The 16,651-nt window shown below is 58.4% G+C and carries 14 protein-coding genes; 9 read left to right on the top strand and 5 right to left on the bottom strand.

All coding sequences use genetic code 11. The features are described 5' to 3' along the window. Window positions 1-38 precede the first annotated feature (38 nt). The 7 genes from GC121_RS00185 to GC121_RS00155 all read left to right on the top strand — a co-directional run bounded on the left by GC121_RS00185 (window position 39) and on the right by GC121_RS00155 (window position 8,959). Window positions 39-932 (top strand): hypothetical protein, encoded by an 894-nt coding sequence (locus tag GC121_RS00185; RefSeq protein WP_151971967.1) that lies wholly within the window; start codon window positions 39-41, stop codon window positions 930-932. A gap of 471 nt (window positions 933-1,403) precedes the next feature. Continuing rightward, window positions 1,404-2,651, top strand: a complete 1,248-nt coding sequence (dcm, locus tag GC121_RS00180; RefSeq protein ID WP_151971965.1) for a DNA (cytosine-5-)-methyltransferase — start codon at window positions 1,404-1,406, stop codon at window positions 2,649-2,651. After that, window positions 2,644-3,117: a very short patch repair endonuclease gene (locus GC121_RS00175; protein WP_151971963.1), complete on the top strand. Its 474-nt coding sequence runs from the start codon at window positions 2,644-2,646 to the stop codon at window positions 3,115-3,117. Before dcm ends, GC121_RS00175 begins: the two co-directional genes overlap by 8 nt. Before the next feature lie 163 nt (window positions 3,118-3,280). Further along, on the top strand, window positions 3,281-4,660 hold the full coding sequence (locus tag GC121_RS00170) for an MvaI/BcnI family restriction endonuclease (protein ID WP_199857682.1): 1,380 nt from the start codon (window positions 3,281-3,283) through the stop codon (window positions 4,658-4,660). Window positions 4,661-4,773: 113 nt separating this feature from the next. Further along, window positions 4,774-6,567, top strand: coding sequence for a recombinase family protein (locus GC121_RS00165; RefSeq protein ID WP_151971959.1), 1,794 nt, complete (start codon window positions 4,774-4,776; stop codon window positions 6,565-6,567). Between the two features lie 759 nt (window positions 6,568-7,326). Further along, window positions 7,327-8,145: a hypothetical protein gene (locus GC121_RS00160; RefSeq protein WP_151971957.1), complete on the top strand. Its 819-nt coding sequence runs from the start codon at window positions 7,327-7,329 to the stop codon at window positions 8,143-8,145. Between the two features lie 67 nt (window positions 8,146-8,212). Next, on the top strand, window positions 8,213-8,959 hold the full coding sequence (locus tag GC121_RS00155; protein WP_234421038.1) for a hypothetical protein: 747 nt from the start codon (window positions 8,213-8,215) through the stop codon (window positions 8,957-8,959). Window positions 8,960-9,203: 244 nt separating this feature from the next. Here the strand turns inward: GC121_RS00155 and GC121_RS00150 are convergent, their stop codons facing one another. From GC121_RS00150 to GC121_RS00135, 4 genes are all read right to left on the bottom strand, one after another. Then, complete coding sequence (locus GC121_RS00150) at window positions 9,204-10,355, bottom strand: HNH endonuclease (RefSeq protein WP_151971953.1); 1,152 nt, start codon at window positions 10,353-10,355, stop codon at window positions 9,204-9,206. Window positions 10,356-10,556: 201 nt separating this feature from the next. After that, a complete protein-coding gene (locus GC121_RS00145) occupies window positions 10,557-10,754 on the bottom strand; it encodes a hypothetical protein (protein ID WP_151971951.1) in 198 nt (65 codons plus the stop codon). Beyond that, window positions 10,744-11,049 carry a hypothetical protein gene (locus GC121_RS00140; RefSeq protein ID WP_151971949.1) on the bottom strand — a complete coding sequence of 102 codons (306 nt, stop codon included), beginning with the start codon at window positions 11,047-11,049 and terminating at the stop codon, window positions 10,744-10,746. Before GC121_RS00140 ends, GC121_RS00145 begins: the two co-directional genes overlap by 11 nt. Then, a complete protein-coding gene (locus tag GC121_RS00135) occupies window positions 11,043-11,399 on the bottom strand; it encodes a thermonuclease family protein (protein ID WP_151971947.1) in 357 nt (118 codons plus the stop codon). Before GC121_RS00135 ends, GC121_RS00140 begins: the two co-directional genes overlap by 7 nt. Before the next feature lie 325 nt (window positions 11,400-11,724). Between GC121_RS00135 and GC121_RS15800 the strand changes: the two genes are divergently transcribed. Both GC121_RS15800 and GC121_RS00125 read left to right on the top strand, forming a co-directional pair. Continuing rightward, window positions 11,725-15,129, top strand: coding sequence for a hypothetical protein (locus GC121_RS15800; RefSeq protein WP_151971945.1), 3,405 nt, complete (start codon window positions 11,725-11,727; stop codon window positions 15,127-15,129). A 457-nt stretch (window positions 15,130-15,586) separates the two neighbouring features. Then, window positions 15,587-15,946 (top strand): hypothetical protein, encoded by a 360-nt coding sequence (locus GC121_RS00125; RefSeq protein ID WP_151971943.1) that lies wholly within the window; start codon window positions 15,587-15,589, stop codon window positions 15,944-15,946. Window positions 15,947-16,128: 182 nt separating this feature from the next. Here GC121_RS00125 and GC121_RS00120 read toward each other — a convergent pair whose 3' ends face one another. Continuing rightward, window positions 16,129-16,524: an excalibur calcium-binding domain-containing protein gene (locus GC121_RS00120; RefSeq protein WP_234421037.1), complete on the bottom strand. Its 396-nt coding sequence runs from the start codon at window positions 16,522-16,524 to the stop codon at window positions 16,129-16,131. Between the last annotated feature and the right edge of the window lie 127 nt (window positions 16,525-16,651).

The raw sequence follows: 16,651 nt of genomic DNA, 5'->3' as shown, positions 1-16,651 counted from the left end.
CTCTTCATGAACGAATCTGCTGGTACGTCGGGGGAGTGATGAGCCAATCTGAATACGCGAAGATATTGATTGATCGCCCCAGACTTCGGAAAATCATTTCCGGCCTGAAAAGCCGTGGGAAAATTCCAGGCGATGAATGGCTGGCGAAACAGGTCAACTATTTCAAGTCGATCAATAAAGACATCATACGAGTAACGTCGAGCTCGTGTAGTGAGGTTTCGCGGCCGACACTGCAGCGGTTCTTATCTGGAAATGATTCCGACGAATCGGGCCCGCTTAGCAATGCGCAAATCACCTTGCTATTCGAGTATGTCCTTTCCCGGTTTCCAGACGATCCAGACGTCGTCGCAATCCAGCATCCGAATACAGCTGTATTTTCGGAGGCGGCGCGGAAGCAGTTGAACTTCATTTATACCGACATCCCGTCCACACCCACCGACATGCCATACATCTATGGCAGGTATGAACTGGTGCGGCCGGCGTGGCACTCGCGGAGCAAGAATGCCTTTATTCGATCGGAGCTGATCCTAGACAAAGACGGATCGTTGAGCACAATGAAAGAGACGCAGGCCTTTGAGTTAGACGACGGCAAGCTCTATGAGGAAAATGACGCCGGTATCTTGTTCGGCTGGAAGTCATGCCTCGTCGGGAACAGCTCGGACGGCAAACAGGGCGTTTTCAAAGTCTGGACATTTAACGCATTTATGCCGGAATGGCCTTTTCGGTCGGTCGCAGTGGAGACCATTCGCGGCAGCCTCATGGCATTGACCGATCGTGGTTTCGTATCCTCGTGGCCATTTTTCGCCACGCGCAAGGATTCATCTATGATCGAACCAGGTGGACACGACGAAGACAAACTCACACCCAGTCATCGGGACTTCTTCAAAGGAAGCCGCTATCCGACGCTCAAGGAACTCCGCAAACACGGCTAGACGATGAGGCCGTTTAGTCCGAACCGCCATTGATCAAACGTGCAGATAGTGGAGCCGCCAACACCGCGGGCTGCGCGGATAGCCTTTCTGATATCCGTCAATTTTGGGCTACCTCCAATTATACTCTGATTCTATTTTAGAAACGGGACACTCTTCATAGGTTATCCGTCCCCAGAAATTGTCAAAGTGAAGCGGCCCAATTGCATTTATTGGCTGTCGATTGGACGAACGGCGGCTTTTGGGATCGACGAAGCACACCCCAGACGTCCGAAATTGGGGCGCAAAGCGGACATGAATCTCAGCTAGAAATGTCTGTAAATCAGGCCCTCCGCCATTTTTCCCAGCAAGTCAAAGCCCTAAATCAATTTCGCCTCTGTGGATGAGAGGGAAACAAAAAAGGAACAAAACTTGCTTCCCGGGAATCCTCGTGCCATTGCGTCATGACCTGACCCGGTTATGGAGATCCGCAGCATGTCTGAGACGCCCCTGATGTTCACAACGGATCTGCACAGGGCAGGGCTCGACCCTGTCATGGCGGCAGGGGAACTGGGCGTCTCGCAAAGGCAGGTGAAGCGTTACATTGCAGGCGACTGCGAGATCCCGAAGCTTGTCCGCGAGAAGATGCGCGATCTGGCGGCTGCCCGGTGCCCACAGCCGGTAACCGATCCAGCTTTCCGTTTCATCGATCTGTTTGCAGGCATCGGAGGCATGCGGCTGGGTTTCGAGGCGATTGGCGGCAAGTGCGTGTTCACCAGCGAGTGGGACCGCTTCTCACAGAAGACTTACCTCCACAACTTTCCTGACATCGATGACCATGTCTTTGCCGGCGATATTCGCCCCTATGGCGAGGATCCATCGCGCATTCCGCCATTCGATGTGCTGCTGGCGGGCTTTCCATGTCAGCCATTCTCGCTGGCAGGCGTATCGAAGAAGAACTCGCTGGGCAGGGCGCACGGCTTTGCCTGCGAGGACCAGGGCAACCTGTTCTTCGAGATCGCGCGCATCATTGACCATCACCGGCCAGCTGCCTTCCTGCTTGAGAATGTGAAGAACCTGCAGTCCCATGACAGGGGACGCACGTTCGAGGTCATCCGCCGGACGCTGACTGAAGAGCTGGGCTACTCGATCGATTTCCGGGTGATCAGCTCAGCGCCCTTCGTGCCGCAGAAACGCCAGCGCATATTTATCGTCGGCTTCCGCGAGGATGCAGGATTCAGTTTCGAGGGTTTCGAGAAGCTGCTGCCGGCAGAAGAGGAATGGCCGGTGCTGGGCTCGATCCTGCAGTCACACAACGAGGTCGGTGCGAAATACACGCTGACCCCGAAACTCTGGAACTATCTGCAGGCATACCGGAAGAAGCACGAGAAGGCCGGCAACGGTTTCGGATATACGGCACATACCGCGCAGGATGTCGCACGGACGCTCTCGGCACGGTATCACAAGGATGGCTCGGAAATCCTGATCGTGCAGGAGGGCTCGCGGCCGCGCCGGCTTACCCCGCGCGAATGTGCGCGGCTGATGGGATTCGAGCGCGACGGGCGCGAATGGCACATCCCGGTATCGGACACACAGGCCTACCGCCAGTTCGGCAATGCGGTTGTGGTCCCGGTCGTCGAAGCGATCGCGCGGCACATGGAACCTGCGCTCACGCGTGCCCTTGAGCTGCAGACCGCAGGCGCGGAATCACCCATACAGCGGCGCACAGCAGCCATTGCCTGATATCGTCGATGCGCAGACCCGGAGCCGGATGATGTCCGGCATCCGGGACCGCGACACAGCTCCCGAGATGCTCATCCGGTCGGGGCTTCACCGGATGGGGTTCCGCTACCGTCTGCATGACAAGAAACTGCCCGGTCGTCCCGATCTGGTTTTTCCCTCGCGGCGCGCAGCCATCGAGGTGCGAGGGTGCTTCTGGCACGGTCACGACTGCAACCTGTTCCGCTGGCCGGGCACCCGGCCGGAGTTCTGGCGCAGGAAGATCTCCACAAACATCGCGCGCGACGCCCGCAACCGCAACGCCCTGCTCAACGCCGGATGGCGCCTCGCGGAGGTATGGGAATGTCAGCTGAAGGGCAGGGAGCGGCAGGCGCTGGAACCGGTCCTGCAGCAGCTCCGGGAGTTCCTCGAGGGCGATGCCAGACATCTTGTGCTTGGAAAGGACCGCACCGTCGATAGCCACATCTGATTCGCAGACGTTCGCAACATCTTCATCGCAGGAATATAAGAATACCGTAAAAACAACTATATAAGCTGGATTGCCGGGTTTTGGCCGAGCCTGACGGGATTGTGCTGCACCGGTCGCGGTGATACGCCGCCTCATCTGTTCACAATCGATGAGGCCATCCTCCATGCAATTCGAACACTCCCCGCCGTCGGTGGAGATGCTGGGAGCACTTCTGTCCGCGCACGGCGTTGGCGAGGCGCTGATCAAGCCGCTTACCCGCAACCACAACGACAAGAACCAGATCTATTCAGGCGCGGAGTTCGCACCGCTCTACCCGATGTTCGACATGGACTTCTCGCTTCGCGGAGCATCGACGAGCGCGAAAAAGGGCGGCACCAGTAAGGGAAAGGCAATCCCCGAGGCGGTGTTCCGGGACTTTGTCTGGCTCGATGCAACGGGCAGCGAGGTTCCGGCGCGCGGCGTCAGGATGATCGTCTATGCGCAGTATCCCGAGACGAGGCTGAGCGGATTCTCGACGGTCGGGAACACGATGCCGGAATCGCTCTCGGTCGGCTTTACGAAGGCCAACCCCGACACGCCGCGATATCTCGTGATGGGCCGGCGCGGGAGCGGAAGCGTGGTGGCGGCGATCGTCCTCGACCCGCCGCAGGCGTTCAGGGACCAGGTGAAGGCGCTCCCCAATGCATCAGGCTCGCGAGTGTGGAAGCATCTGGTCATCGGTACTCCGGCGCGCGACAGGCTCCTTCCGCTGCTTGTGGCTGCTGCCGGCAGGCCGATGCCCGGCTGCAGGCTCGACGCATCGGGAGCGACACTGCCGTTCAACGGCACACAGGTCTGCGGCTACACTCTCGAGCATGCGCTCGGCATTGTTCCCAACAGCGCGAAGGATGGTGATTTCGAGGGCATCGAGCTCAAGACCCATACGCAGAGAAAGGTGACCCTGTTCACGCCTGAGCCGGACATGGGCGCGTACGCGGAAGACTTCGCCAGCTTCATGCAGACATGGGGATATCCTGACGCATCCGGCAATCTGCGGCTCACAGGCATCCACCGGGTGGGCATCCGCTGCGAAAAGAGCGGGCTGACACTGCAAGTGATCAATCACGAGAGGGGAAGATCGCTTGCCGCCTCGGCAGACAGCGACGTCCATCTCGGCCTGATCGATGATCAGGGCCGGCTGGCTGCGGGATGGTCGCTCGAACGGATGCTCAACTGCTGGTCCGCCAAGCACAACGAGGCGGTCTATGTACCGGCGACGAAAACGGACTGTACTGATCCCCGTCTGACCGGGACCGGGCACAGATACCTCGTCGAGTTCGCGCGGCAGATCATGTGGTGCCGCGAGACCTCGGCAGAGCGGCTGTTCGAGGCGCTTTACAATGGTACCCTGTTCCTCGATCCCGCGCCAAAATACTGTCCGGACAATCCGGGGCTCAACAAGCGGCGCTCGCAATGGCGGGTGAACGACATCGCTGCTGCCGCAAGGGACCTTTACAAGGATGTGAGAAAGATTACGCTGGACCCGCAGAGGACGGCTGAATGAAGGCCTGACCCCCGAAGCTGCGGGACCAGGGATTACGCTCGTCCCGTCTCTGGTCAGGTCCGGACGTCGTATGTCGTCATGGACAGGGGCAGTCAGAACCGGGAGTCCTTCCGATGCCACAAGAGCCCGTCCAGTCTCTCAACCGCTGCGCGATCTACACAAGGAAGAGCTCTGGCCGCGGTCTTGATCGCGAGGCGAACTCGCTCGAGACCCAGCGGGAAATCTGCTCGGCCTATATCACCAGCCAGAGATATCGCGGGTGGGTCGAACTCCCGGCGCATTTCGATGATGGCGGGCAGCCAGGTACCACCATCGATCGCCCGGCGATGTCCGGCCTGATGCACGCGATCGAGGCGGGCGAGGTTGATACCGTCGTTGTCTACCGGATCGACCGGCTGACCCGCAGTCTGATGGATTTCGTGCGGCTGATCGAGATATTCGATCGCCATGGCATCGCCTTTATCTCGATCTCGCAGAGGTTCGATACTTCCGACAGCATGGGCAGGATGATCATGAATGTCCTGCTCACATTCTCGCAATTCGAGCACGAGCTGATCTCGGAGCGGATCCGCGACAGCATGCGCACCCGCAAACGCCATGGGCTCTGGCATGGCGGGCTGCCGCCGTTCGGCTACGTCCTTGCGAATGACGGCCTCGAAGTCGTCGATGAGGAGGCAGCAATCGTCCGCTTCATTTTCGACGAGTTTCTGCGCTCCGGGACATATACGGCCGTCTCGAGGGCAGTATACGACCGCGAATTCCGGCATACGATAAAGTGCACCAAAGGTGGCAAGCGCAGGGGCGGCAACATCCTGTCGGCGGGAACGGTATACAACATCCTGCGCAACCCGGTCTATGTGGGCGACATTGCCGGCCATGACGGGATGCATGAAGGGCGGCACCAGCCGATCATCTCGCGCGAAGTCTGGCATGCGGCGGTTGCCCTTTGCGCATCGCGGACCAAGGCAAAACCGCATTGCCGTCAGACCGACCACTTCCTCGCAGGCCTGCTGTGGGACGATTACGGCCGCCACATGCTCCTGTCGGTCGACTGGTGGAAGGGGAAGCCGTACTACTATTATAATTCGAGCAACGCCTTCTGGGCGCAGCGCGAACGCGTCAAGGCCTACAGGACCAATGCCGGCAAGCTGGACGAACTGATCCTGGCAAGTGTTTGCGAGTTCCTGTGCGACCGACGGAAGCTTCGCGCGGCCCTGAAAACCCTTGGCGTCTTCGGGGACGAGCTCGAAGGGCTTGTCACCCGTGGCCGCCATGCAGCCGATCGCCTCTCCAATACCCCTCCTCGTGCCCTGAAAGATCTTTTCGCGGCACTGGTGATCGTGATCGAGCTCGGAGCTGAGCATGTCTCGATTACCTTCCGCTCGCTCGAACTGCGCCGCTTCCTCACCTGGCGGGGCACTGCGACCTTTCACGGAAGGCAGGCGGACTGGTCCTGCAGCGATGCGCGATACGAGCTTGGAATTGCCGCAAGGGCGATTTCCGATGAACGCAGTCCAGTTCTCAATCTTTCTGCCCGCCCGGTCAGTCCTGCAAGCACTCCTGATCCCGCACTCGTGCAGCTGATTCGCAAGGCGCGCAGGGCGATGCGGCTCGTCGAGGAGAACCGTGAGCAGTCACCTGATGAGCTGGCCAAGGTGCTGAGGTGCAGGTCGGCGCATTTCTCGCGCCTCGTCCGCCTGAATTATCTCGCACCAGACATCGTTACAGCCATTCTCGACGGCACCCAGCCTGAATCGCTGACAGCGGACGGGCTTTTCAAGGCGAACGTGCCGCTGGACTGGGCCGTGCAGCGCAAGCTGCTCGGCTTTTCTGCGCCATTAAGGGAGGTGTGCTCGAAGCTGCTCTTCGGGCGTCCGCGGCGTGGCAAGCTTTCCAATCCCGCGTGAGCAGGTCAGCATCGGAGCTGCGCCTCAAAAGAAACTGCCGTTCATGGCGTTCTGCAAGAGTTCTGTATTTCTCCCAAGCGCCCGGGACATGGTTCGGTAGTCTCGCGGAATTTGCAAAGTTTCTTCTGATGATATCGATGACTGGCTTGGGGGTAATCCGGGCCCGGTTTGATGATGGAGAATACGCACAGGCGACTGCCAGCTGTCGCTAGGGATTTATCTACGCCAGCAAGTAAACTTGAGGCTATCTCATCAATCTCGTCGACGCGAACCGACCGGACAACGGCTGTGTTGAAGGTGCGGCCTAATGCGTCTCGAAAAGTTGTCTCAGTCACGTTGCTCTGAGAGAAACCGGCGATCAGAGTGCCGAGAGTGGCATTGTCAAAGCAAACACACCTCCAATGGTGCGTCGCTGTCAGTTTCGCTCCTGTCTCTGATCACGGCCCAAAAACCTACGCTTTTGTCAAAAGCATCCCAGCACAAGTCCAAGAACTGCGGCTTGGATTGGCACAGTGCATAAGCTTTAAAAGCGCCATTAGCTCGATGCCGTCACCCGCGCCATGCGCCGCTAGAAGTGTCTCCAGGGGCACGATGCGCCGCTTTTTCTGAAGCTGGAAGCCACCGCCGCGCTCCGAGCCGCCCTCGCGGACTACACCGCTGCGCTTGCGTGTACCTGAAATAAAAGTAGAATTTCTCTGCGTGCGGTGCCAGTCTACGTGAAACGACGATCGGGGGATCGTCGCAGACAGGGGACGTACAATGAAATTTCCGATGCTTTGTGCTGCCGCCATGATTGTCGCGGCTTCGCCCGCTCTTGCGCAAGAGACTGCCGCGCCAACGTCATCACCCGTGCCGGTGCGCCTGTCCGTCGCCGCTGCGCCTCAAGGATACGCCGTGCTGCCGCAGGGCACACAGGTCACCGTCCGGCTCATCGAGAATGTCACCACCAGCGGCGATGACTGGGAGGCGGGCGACACGTTCCGCCTCGTGGTCGCGCACGACATCATGTTGGGGCAGTACATCGTCATTCCGGCCGGATCGCCGGTGCAGGGCCGCATCACCGATCTGTCGAGCCGCGGTGCATTCGGGCGCTCGGGCAAAATGGATGTCGAGATCGAGCATATCGTCGTGCAGGGCCAGCAGATTGCGGTCAACGGTACCTTCCGGCAGGAAGGCGAAGGCGCCACGCTGGAGACGCTCGGCGGGGTGCTGGTCGCAGGGATCTTCGCAGGCTTCGTCACCGGCGAGAGCGCGACCATTCCGAACGGCCGCGAATTGGTGGTGACGACTGAACACCCGCTCGAGCTCGATGTGCTCGCCAGTGAGATTTCCGAGCAGAGTTCCCAGATCAGCGAAGCCGATGCGAACTGGCACACCTACTACCCGTACACCGACCCAAGCCTTACACCCTCGGCGCGCGTGATGCAGGCACGACAGATGCGCGACGCGGCGATTGCCGATGCGCGCGCGCAGGCGGCGGGCACGGTAAGTATTGTCGCGGCGCAGCCGGCGGTGCTAGAAACTGACGGTTCCACAGGAGCTGAAACCGCTGTCGAAGTCTCGGCGGAGGTGGAATAACCGGGGAAGCGCAGGCGACGAAGGGCGCGTCATGAGATTTTCAAGAGGGGCAATTGAAATGAAGAGAATGCTTACTGCCATAGCCGCCGCGGCAACGCTGTCCGGCTGCGCCTCCATAGCGCCATCAGCAAATGTGGGAGGTCCGTTTGCTGGGGCGGAGGGAATGGTTTCGGCCAGAAACTACCTGCTGCCATCGCAACACGCCGCCGCGCTGACCGATGAGGGCATCCGCGCGTTCATCCTGCTCGACAACGACGATTTCGGCCGTAACCGCAAGATCTGCAGGGCCTTCGAACGCCTTCCCGACGCCGGGCTTTACGAAGAGATTGGCATGGGAGACCAGGTCGCACCGGTTCATTGGCCGCTTGTGCGACCGATTTCTGAAGACCTGACCGGCGACGCCCGCTGCAACGCGCTGATCGAGAATTACAGCTGGCCGATCGGCACGGTCGTCTACCGCATGGCGAACCTGCCGCGACCCAGCACCGTCTACCTGGTGGCGATGGACGGGCGGGATTCGTTCTACTTCGACATCGATGACGGCTCGCAGGCCCAGCTCGATCAGATCTTCCTTGGCTGGCACGAGTATGCAGCGCTTAACCAAGGCCAGGCCGGGACGACACTGAAAGACAGGATCACGCAGATCGTGGAAGCCATCTGCGGATCGGGGATGTACGACATCCTCATGAGCCGTCTGCCCGAAGGCCGCTTGGTGAGCGATGTAGTCGGCATCGCATATCGCGACGGTGAATGCGCCGCGGCGCTTACATATGCCGAAGGGCCCGCCGTGCCGACGGTTGGGCCGGTGAGTTGACCGATCGCCAGGCTGCGCCCGCGGATCAATCGATCTGCGCACGAATAACATAAGAGTGACCTACAAGAACCGCCGCTCAGCCGTACTGGCTGAGTGGCAGATGCTCGCGGCCCGAGCTGAAAATGGGTAATGGCTAGATGAGTTGAGCGGATATAAGTTGCGGTCAGACCGACAGCACCAAGACGACCGTATCTGCTGATTAATCCCGGAGTTGGCGATCCTGCCTGAATGCAAGTTTTTCGCGTCATCCGCCCGTTTTGGCTAGCTTGATCTTCCGGTGTTCGATCCGATGGCAGGTGGCGCAGAGCAGGGCGAGGTCTGAAATGGCAGTTGCGGAGCCGGGAGGAAGGTCGGACAGAGGAATCTTGTGGTGTACCTCGAGACCCGCATCAAGGAATGCCGCTCCGTGCGTTACTGCAGGCTCGAAGCCGCACTCCTCACAGGCTAGCCTGCCTGTGGCAACGAGCACGGCAGCCTTCTTGTCGCGTGCTAGGCCGTGCGCTCGTTCGCGGCGAATGTGGGATACCCGCTTCGGATCTCCCTCGACCCAACGGCGATCGTCATCTGCGCTCGGCAGACGTGCGCTGGCTTCGTCCTCGGGTAGTTCCCCCGCGACCGGCATGCCTTTCTTCACGATCTCGTAGCCTGCCGACTGCAGCAGCATGAACGAGGGCTGTGACCACCCTGCGCTGAAGTGCGAGGGAAACGCCTCGATGCCAAGCGCCTGCTCCAGAGCAAGGCCAAAGACCTTCTTTGGCGGGAACCGCAGCCCACCCGGAGTAACGAGGTCATAATCGCGTGACTCTGCGAAATTGGGGGCGTCGCCTCCTTGCGCCAGCTTAAGCACAGCTGCATGGATGTCAGCTGCTTTGACACGGCGCTGGTCGCTGCTTGAGAGCCTTTCTGGTGCCTTGGCAACACGCCGAAGCTTGAGTTGCTGGACGAGCTTGCCGTGCTCGAACTCGAACCTCAGCCGCTTGGTCGAATTGCCTGCGTGCTTGCCTGGTGGCTTGCCAAAGTCCCGCATCCGTGCGCGGATTACAGAGGCTGCACCCGCATTGCCAAGCGCAAGAAGCTCCGCGCGCTCTGCCAGGATCCGGCTCTGGACATCGGGGAACGACTGCACCGCGTCACGGCTTGCGAGAATGACACGTTGAAGGTTTCCGGTTGGCACGAGCGATCGGGCAAGAATTGTCTCAAACGCTGCGCTATATTGGGAGTTACGTGCATTGGCCCCGGTGCCCCCGCGGCTTTCGAGGATTATTGCGCCTGCTTCCAAACTGATTGCAGCGTCCAGCTGCTCGCCATCCAGTTCGATACGGTAATCCTGCGGCATCGTGAAAACCTCGGCGTCAAATGAGCATACAGCAGCTTCATTGCTGGATTGATCGGGCACATCCCGTCAACAGGAATTGAAAGCCTTCGTCATAGGCCAATTGGTGGCTACGCCAGAAAAATCGATCCAACATCTGCCAACGGGTTCGTATGAAACACTCGATCGCGAAGACTTGCCTGCAAGCGAGGCGTCTTGAGGACTTGAATCTGTTCAGCCACGTTCGCAGCGTCAATTCAGCTTGCGGACTTTCGACATGCTAACTTAATGCAGCTGCGCAGGGGGCTTAGCTGCCATAAGCTCTTCGAACCGGCACCCGACCTTGCGCCATAGGGCGACCCCGGCGAAGTCTCCGGCTTCGAGCAGCCGGTCCTGCTGCTGCGCAATGTGGAACCATCCATCCGCACCGTGGTGCTTTTCTACCCACAGCGCCATGCCCAGAATTTCCTTGTCACGCGTCATGCGCCGCACAAGGTTCTGTCGCCGCGGCCATGGTACTGTCACCAGTGTCTGCGCCAGTTTGCTGCGGAAACATAAGCGAGCTTGTTCGCTCTGCCGGTAATGAGATGGTGCCGTCCTCGGTGGCCGCCAGCGTGCCGGGATGGCCATAGGCAGAGGCTGTCAGGAGAAAGAATGCCGATATCGTAATTGCAAGCAAGATGAGGATCGATATCAGCCCGAGGACCTTTTCGAGGTTGCGCTGCCGCGGGGTCGGTGCCCGGTGCTTGTTGGAATCATCCCACTCCTTCATCAGCACCACGGCTCCCTGCGCCCGCTCCAGGTGCGGGCTACCCCTGCAGCCACCATCTGATCGCCAATGGACCCCGCATCATTGGTAATGATGACCAATGTCCGGCCATAGCGGTCCTCGCCCTCGCGGATAATCCGGTAGGGGCCGGCATTAAGGAGGCTGACCAGCGTATCACGGGCCTCTATCGCCAATGCGCGCTCGCGCGGACAATCGCCATCGAGCTCGGGCGTATCGATATCGGATATGCGGATGCGCTCGCGTTCGATCACAATAGAGTCCCCGTCATGCACACAGGTGATGCGCACGCCGCTGGCGGGGCAAACAGCAATGGTGACGGCAATTAAAAGTTCGATCATTGGCAAAGGCATAACGCGATTGATCTGTGTCGCCAAGCTCAAGCCGATTGCATCACATGCGGCTTAAAGGTCTGTCCTTCATTCAAGCCAGTCTCTAATCGCTCGTGGAGGAAAATCAGGGGTCTCCCGTCAACCGGGACCCCGACTAGAGGTCGGTTTTGTCAAAAAATGTCATCGCAACGTCAAAAAATATGTACGTTTTGGATACTTTACCTCTATTAATCGTGGATGGGCAAAGGTTTAGCGTCGCGAAATCTGGCATGATCGGAGTCCATCCGCATTAAAGCTAGGTGCGATCTGAAGCAGCACTTGCAGGAGCATTTCGGTGACAGGGCCATTGATCAATAAGCAGCGCGATGAGAACTGGGTTCTGAGCCGTGATGGAAGCGTCATTTATGTCGCCGGGAATGACGGGATCTTGCGGGTTTATGACGCCCAAACGGGTGAACTGCTTAACGAAGTAGAAGTTGGCGTAGATCTCGGAGCGATTGATATTTCCCCCGATGGCACAACGCTCGCTATTGCCGAGTCCGTGGCGCGGAACGAATTCGATTCACCCGGAGGAAGCGATTCCGATTCGCGCGATGTCGATCTCTATTTGATCGATACAGACACGCTGTTTGTATCCCGACACACAATCACCGTGACGGCTGTCACGTCTACCTTCGGTGATGTTGCATTTGCCGGCAATGGGTCAATTATCCTTACCCACCTTGGCAACAGCTACTCAAACGTCTCGATCTTCGACGTAGCGACGGAGACGTTCACGCCTGCCGCGCGGGAGACGTTTACAACCGGCGCGAGCCTAGCTGGGGTCTTGAGCTCTATCCCTGCAGATGAAACCGTGTTGCGCTACAGTCCCAGCGCGACTTCGCTGGAAATAGTGAACGCAACCGGACAGGTCGAGCATAGCCTAAGCGGATTACAATCGACCTTTGGCCGAGCAAACTTGCTACAACTCGAAGCTTCTTGGGGCGCAGGCAGCGATGGATTTATTGCCGTTCGCACCTCTTTCGATCTGTTCCTTCTCGATGGCGAGCTAAATATACTCGCTTCTCTCAAGATCAATGACGATCCCTTCCAACCGCTGGGTGTGGCGTTTAGCGCCGATGGCAGCACCCTTTACGCCATCGGACCTGGATCAGAGCAGGTCTTTGCCTTTAGCACGACCACCTTCGAACTCGTGGAGACACTGGATCTGCCACGAATCTTCACAACCATGCCGTTGCGCTACGGCGACGAGGTCATCCTCACCAATGATGGTTCCGCTTTTCTCATCAACTCAATCGATGGCTTATATAGAGTCGCCGTTGGTTTCGTCGACACTGGCCTCATTCAGGGGACGGAAGATGACGATCTACTTTCCGGTACCGATGAGGATGATATAGTAGAGGCATTAGGTGGAACCGATACTGTCATTGCCTCTCCCGGAGTAGACACTGCGGACGGCGGAGACGATTTCGATACCTTGCGCGTTTGGATGGATAGTAATGGCTATTTCCCGGCCTTCTCGGGTGAGAATACCTACATCCTCAGCGGCAATCGCATCTACGATCTTGGCGGTCGTATCGATACCACTTTTTCCAGTTTTGAACAGATCAGCTTCTCAGTCGTCAGCTATTCTGCGGTTACATTCGACGGCTCCGGTTACACCCCTGCAACGGAGATTGACGGTTTCGAGACCGTTTTGTCCTTTGGCGGGTCGAACAGCAATGTGCGGGCTACCGACTATGATGATTTCGTGATTATCGGTGGGCGCGGTCAGGTGTTGGATGGCGGCGCAGGCACCGACCGGCTGCAATTTGGCGGCCATACTATCTCCAAAGAGACCCTGTTTATCACTGCGCTCGATGAAGCTGTCTATATCAACCAGACGATATTTGGTGAGGAGCGGAGTTCGATAACCGCTAGAAATTTCGAAACGCTACTTGTTGTCGCGAATATCAACGAAAGTGTTGATGTAATCACAATTGATGCCTCGGGCGCTCCGCTTGGAGTAGAGTTCCGTGACGGAAGAACTTCAGATTCTTTCACCGGAAGCATTTATGCGGACCTCTTCATTTCGGCCCCTCTTATTCAGGGTGCAGAAGACAATCGTGTGGACATATACACCGGAAACGGCGGCGCCGACCGATATGTCTTCGGAGCTGCGTTGGACATGGCGGACGGCACAACGATCACCGATTTCGACAGCGACGATACCCTCGTCTTCACGTCTTCTGTCTCCGCTCCCAATAGGGCCACAACATTCATTGGAGAAAGTGGTTTCAGCAATGCTGCTGGCGAATACCGCTACGAGAAAGGCGGTGGGCAGACGCTCGTACAATTCGACTTTGATGGCGATGGGATTGCAGACGCGACCATCACATTACAGAACGGCGAGCTCGACCTCGTTGAAGCCAGCGGCAGCCCAGGCTCTCTCATGCTTTTGCTTCCACCCATCATTGAAGGTGCGCCGGGGCCCGATATGCTGGATGGTTCGCAAGATGACGATATCATGTACGGCTATGCTGGTGATGACGTTCTCATGGGTTTCGCCGGCAACGACACGCTCGACGGCGGCACTGGCACTGACGAGATGATTGGCGGGCTGGGCAATGACACCTACTTCATCGATAGCATCGCCGACATCGTGACCGAACTGCCCGGCCAAGGCACCGACCGGCTCAACACCACGATCAATCTCAACCCCTTCGGCACCCGCTACGCCAATATCGAGGAGTTCGCGCTGATCGGAAGCGCGATTGCGATTCACACGACGGACAATGGCGAAACGATCTTCGCCAATCCGACGTTAGGCAGCCGCATCTTCGCCTATGGCGGGGATGATACTATCAATGGCAGCGTCGGGAATGACCGGATCTTCGCCGGCAGCGGCAACGACACCATCTTCGGCGGCGGCGGTAATGATGTTATCGACGGCAATGCCGGTGCCGACACGATGACGGGCGGGGCCGGGAACGACAACTACTTCGTCGACAATCTGGGCGATGTGGTGATCGAGGCTGCCAATGAGGGCACAGACTTCGTGCGTTCGTTTGTCGACTTCACGCTGGGCGACAATATCGAGCTGTTGCGCATCGCGCTCAACGCCACGGTCGGCAATGGCAACGATCTCGACAACACCATCGTGACGGCTGGCGGCGCGGCAACGCTGCGCGGGTTTGACGGGAATGACAATATCCGTGGCAGCCAATTCAATGATCTCATCCAAGGCGGACGCGGGAACGATGTCATCAACGGCCTCAGCGGTGTCGACACAATCGAAGGCGGCGCGGGCGATGACGAGATCAAGGGCAGCAATGGCGATGACATCATCGATGGCGGCAGCGGCAATGATACGATCTTCGGCGGCAGGGATAACGACACGATTACCGGCGGCGCGGGCTTCGATACGATGCGCGGCGATATCGGCGCGGATATCTTTGTCTTCGATGACGGCCACTTCTCCGGCCTGACCGCAAGTACCGCCGACCGGATCACCGATTTCGACCAGGCCGAGAACGACAAGATCGATCTTTCATTGGTCGATGCCATTCTGGGCGGCGGCGATGACGCCTTCACCTTTATCGGCAGCGGAGCGTTCAGCGGCACAGCGGGCGAAGTGCGGTTCGAACAATCGGGCGGTGTGACCATGATCTTCATGGACACCAACGGCAATGGCAATGCCAATCTGGCGATCGCGCTGACGGGGCTTATCAATCTGACCGAGGCGGATTTTATCCTCTGATCCGGCTCGCCGGGCCGCGAGCTCGCCGAACGGTCGCTTGATTGGGAGGCAGGAGGTCTGAGCGATAGTGATCGACGAGAAAGAGTATGCAACCTACAGCTTGCCCTGCGTCTAGCTGGCTATCCTCCGGGGCCTCTCGACGGCCTTCATGGCCAGAAGACAGTTGTGGCTTGGGAGCACTTCGTTAGCACTGAAGGTGTCGGAGCCTACGCCCATTCGGAGCAGCTCGGCAAATTGCTGTGGTCCGCGAGCGAAGCCGTTCGCAATTAGAGCAGGCATTCTCAAAACTCGCATCCACCTCAATTCGAGCAAGAGGTGCGAGGAAGAGCAGTCGCTACATCAGGTTATTGCCCTTTGCCACCCAGTGGGTCCTGAAAGTGAAACAAAATCCGTCGGTTTAAGTGGATAGTGCGCACAAGAAGAGTACTGGTCACCTGTGCCAAACACGGAGACCGAGATGATTGACCCAGTCCTGCCAACCCGCAACGAAGCCTGGGGCTTCTTTGGCACCACAGCTGAGTTCACCGATGCCGACGCAGCCTGGTCGATAGCCACTGCGAAGATCGCAGAAGCCACGTACGCAAGCGAAGATGGGGTCAGAGACTTTCTCGACAGCCGCCACGGCCGCCACTTTGCTGACGATGTGCATAATGCCGTTAAATCAGGTCTTCCCATCGATGAGGCGATCGACGCCGCAATTGTCCGCTGGATGGGCTGGAGCATTAGCCGGGCTACAGCATCCGAGCACGGCATACCGGTGGGGCTACCCTATTTGACCGGCTTTGTGGGACTCTACGAGATCATGGCGGACGCCTGATTGATCAATTGCCGCTGTGGCATTGAGGGGACGCTAACACTGTTTACACGGCATTCTTGATCAAGGCGGACCAAGTCGCAAACCTGAGCGCGCGGTGCTCCCCAGATATGATGATCAGGGGTGACAGAACCGGCCAGCGTCAGCGCCTGTCATCGACGAGATTAGAGCGTTCGTTTAACGTCTCATTCACAACCCACGCCGTCGTTGTCGCGGTCAAGGTGACTGCCATAGCCGGGACTTCCGCGATAGACTGGAGCGGCCCCGGATGCTCGGGCATCAGAGCAGTTCCTGAAATATACCGAGACCGCCGGCTCTGGGGGCGGTATGTATGCAGGAGGAGGCTCGATTGCGGGTTCCGGCTCGGACGGCGCTTCGGGAGCAGCAAGCGGCATGGCTGCGTCAACCGGCTCGTCCTCGGCAGCAGTGAGGTCGGCAAAGGTCGAAGGTTGCTGCTCGGCATAATAGGCGCTGTCCGGGGCTTCGGGTTGGTCGTTCATCATATTGCCCACGACCATGCCGCCAAAGCCTGCAGCCAGGAGTGCACCCCACCCGAATTTTCCTTCCTGCTTTTGCGCCATCACAGCCCCCCTTGACATTTATCGGTGCAGGGCCGGCCACAGAGACCGTCACCCAAATCGCTGCCAATCTGGTCGTCCTCAAAGCGCTCCTATCACTTAATCGAGCTCATTGCACTGAATCAGCTTT

Source organism: Erythrobacter sp. EC-HK427 (genome assembly GCF_902498745.1).
Lineage (GTDB): Bacteria > Pseudomonadota > Alphaproteobacteria > Sphingomonadales > Sphingomonadaceae > Alteraurantiacibacter.
Note: the sequence above shows the minus strand (reverse complement) of the source record. Positions and strands in the feature narration are given on the sequence as shown.

Coding starts and splice junctions, on each gene's coding strand:
- GC121_RS00160 (WP_151971957.1), top strand. CDS start 7,327: ATGAAATTTCCGATGCTTTGTGCTGCCGCCATGATTGTCGCGGCTTCG.
- GC121_RS00120 (WP_234421037.1), bottom strand. CDS start 16,524: ATGGCGCAAAAGCAGGAAGGAAAATTCGGGTGGGGTGCACTCCTGGCT.
- GC121_RS00170 (WP_199857682.1), top strand. CDS start 3,281: ATGCAATTCGAACACTCCCCGCCGTCGGTGGAGATGCTGGGAGCACTT.
- GC121_RS00155 (WP_234421038.1), top strand. CDS start 8,213: ATGCTTACTGCCATAGCCGCCGCGGCAACGCTGTCCGGCTGCGCCTCC.
- GC121_RS00165 (WP_151971959.1), top strand. CDS start 4,774: ATGCCACAAGAGCCCGTCCAGTCTCTCAACCGCTGCGCGATCTACACA.
- dcm (WP_151971965.1), top strand. CDS start 1,404: ATGTCTGAGACGCCCCTGATGTTCACAACGGATCTGCACAGGGCAGGG.
- GC121_RS00185 (WP_151971967.1), top strand. CDS start 39: ATGAGCCAATCTGAATACGCGAAGATATTGATTGATCGCCCCAGACTT.
- GC121_RS00125 (WP_151971943.1), top strand. CDS start 15,587: ATGATTGACCCAGTCCTGCCAACCCGCAACGAAGCCTGGGGCTTCTTT.
- GC121_RS00135 (WP_151971947.1), bottom strand. CDS start 11,399: ATGATCGAACTTTTAATTGCCGTCACCATTGCTGTTTGCCCCGCCAGC.
- GC121_RS00145 (WP_151971951.1), bottom strand. CDS start 10,754: ATGACGCGTGACAAGGAAATTCTGGGCATGGCGCTGTGGGTAGAAAAG.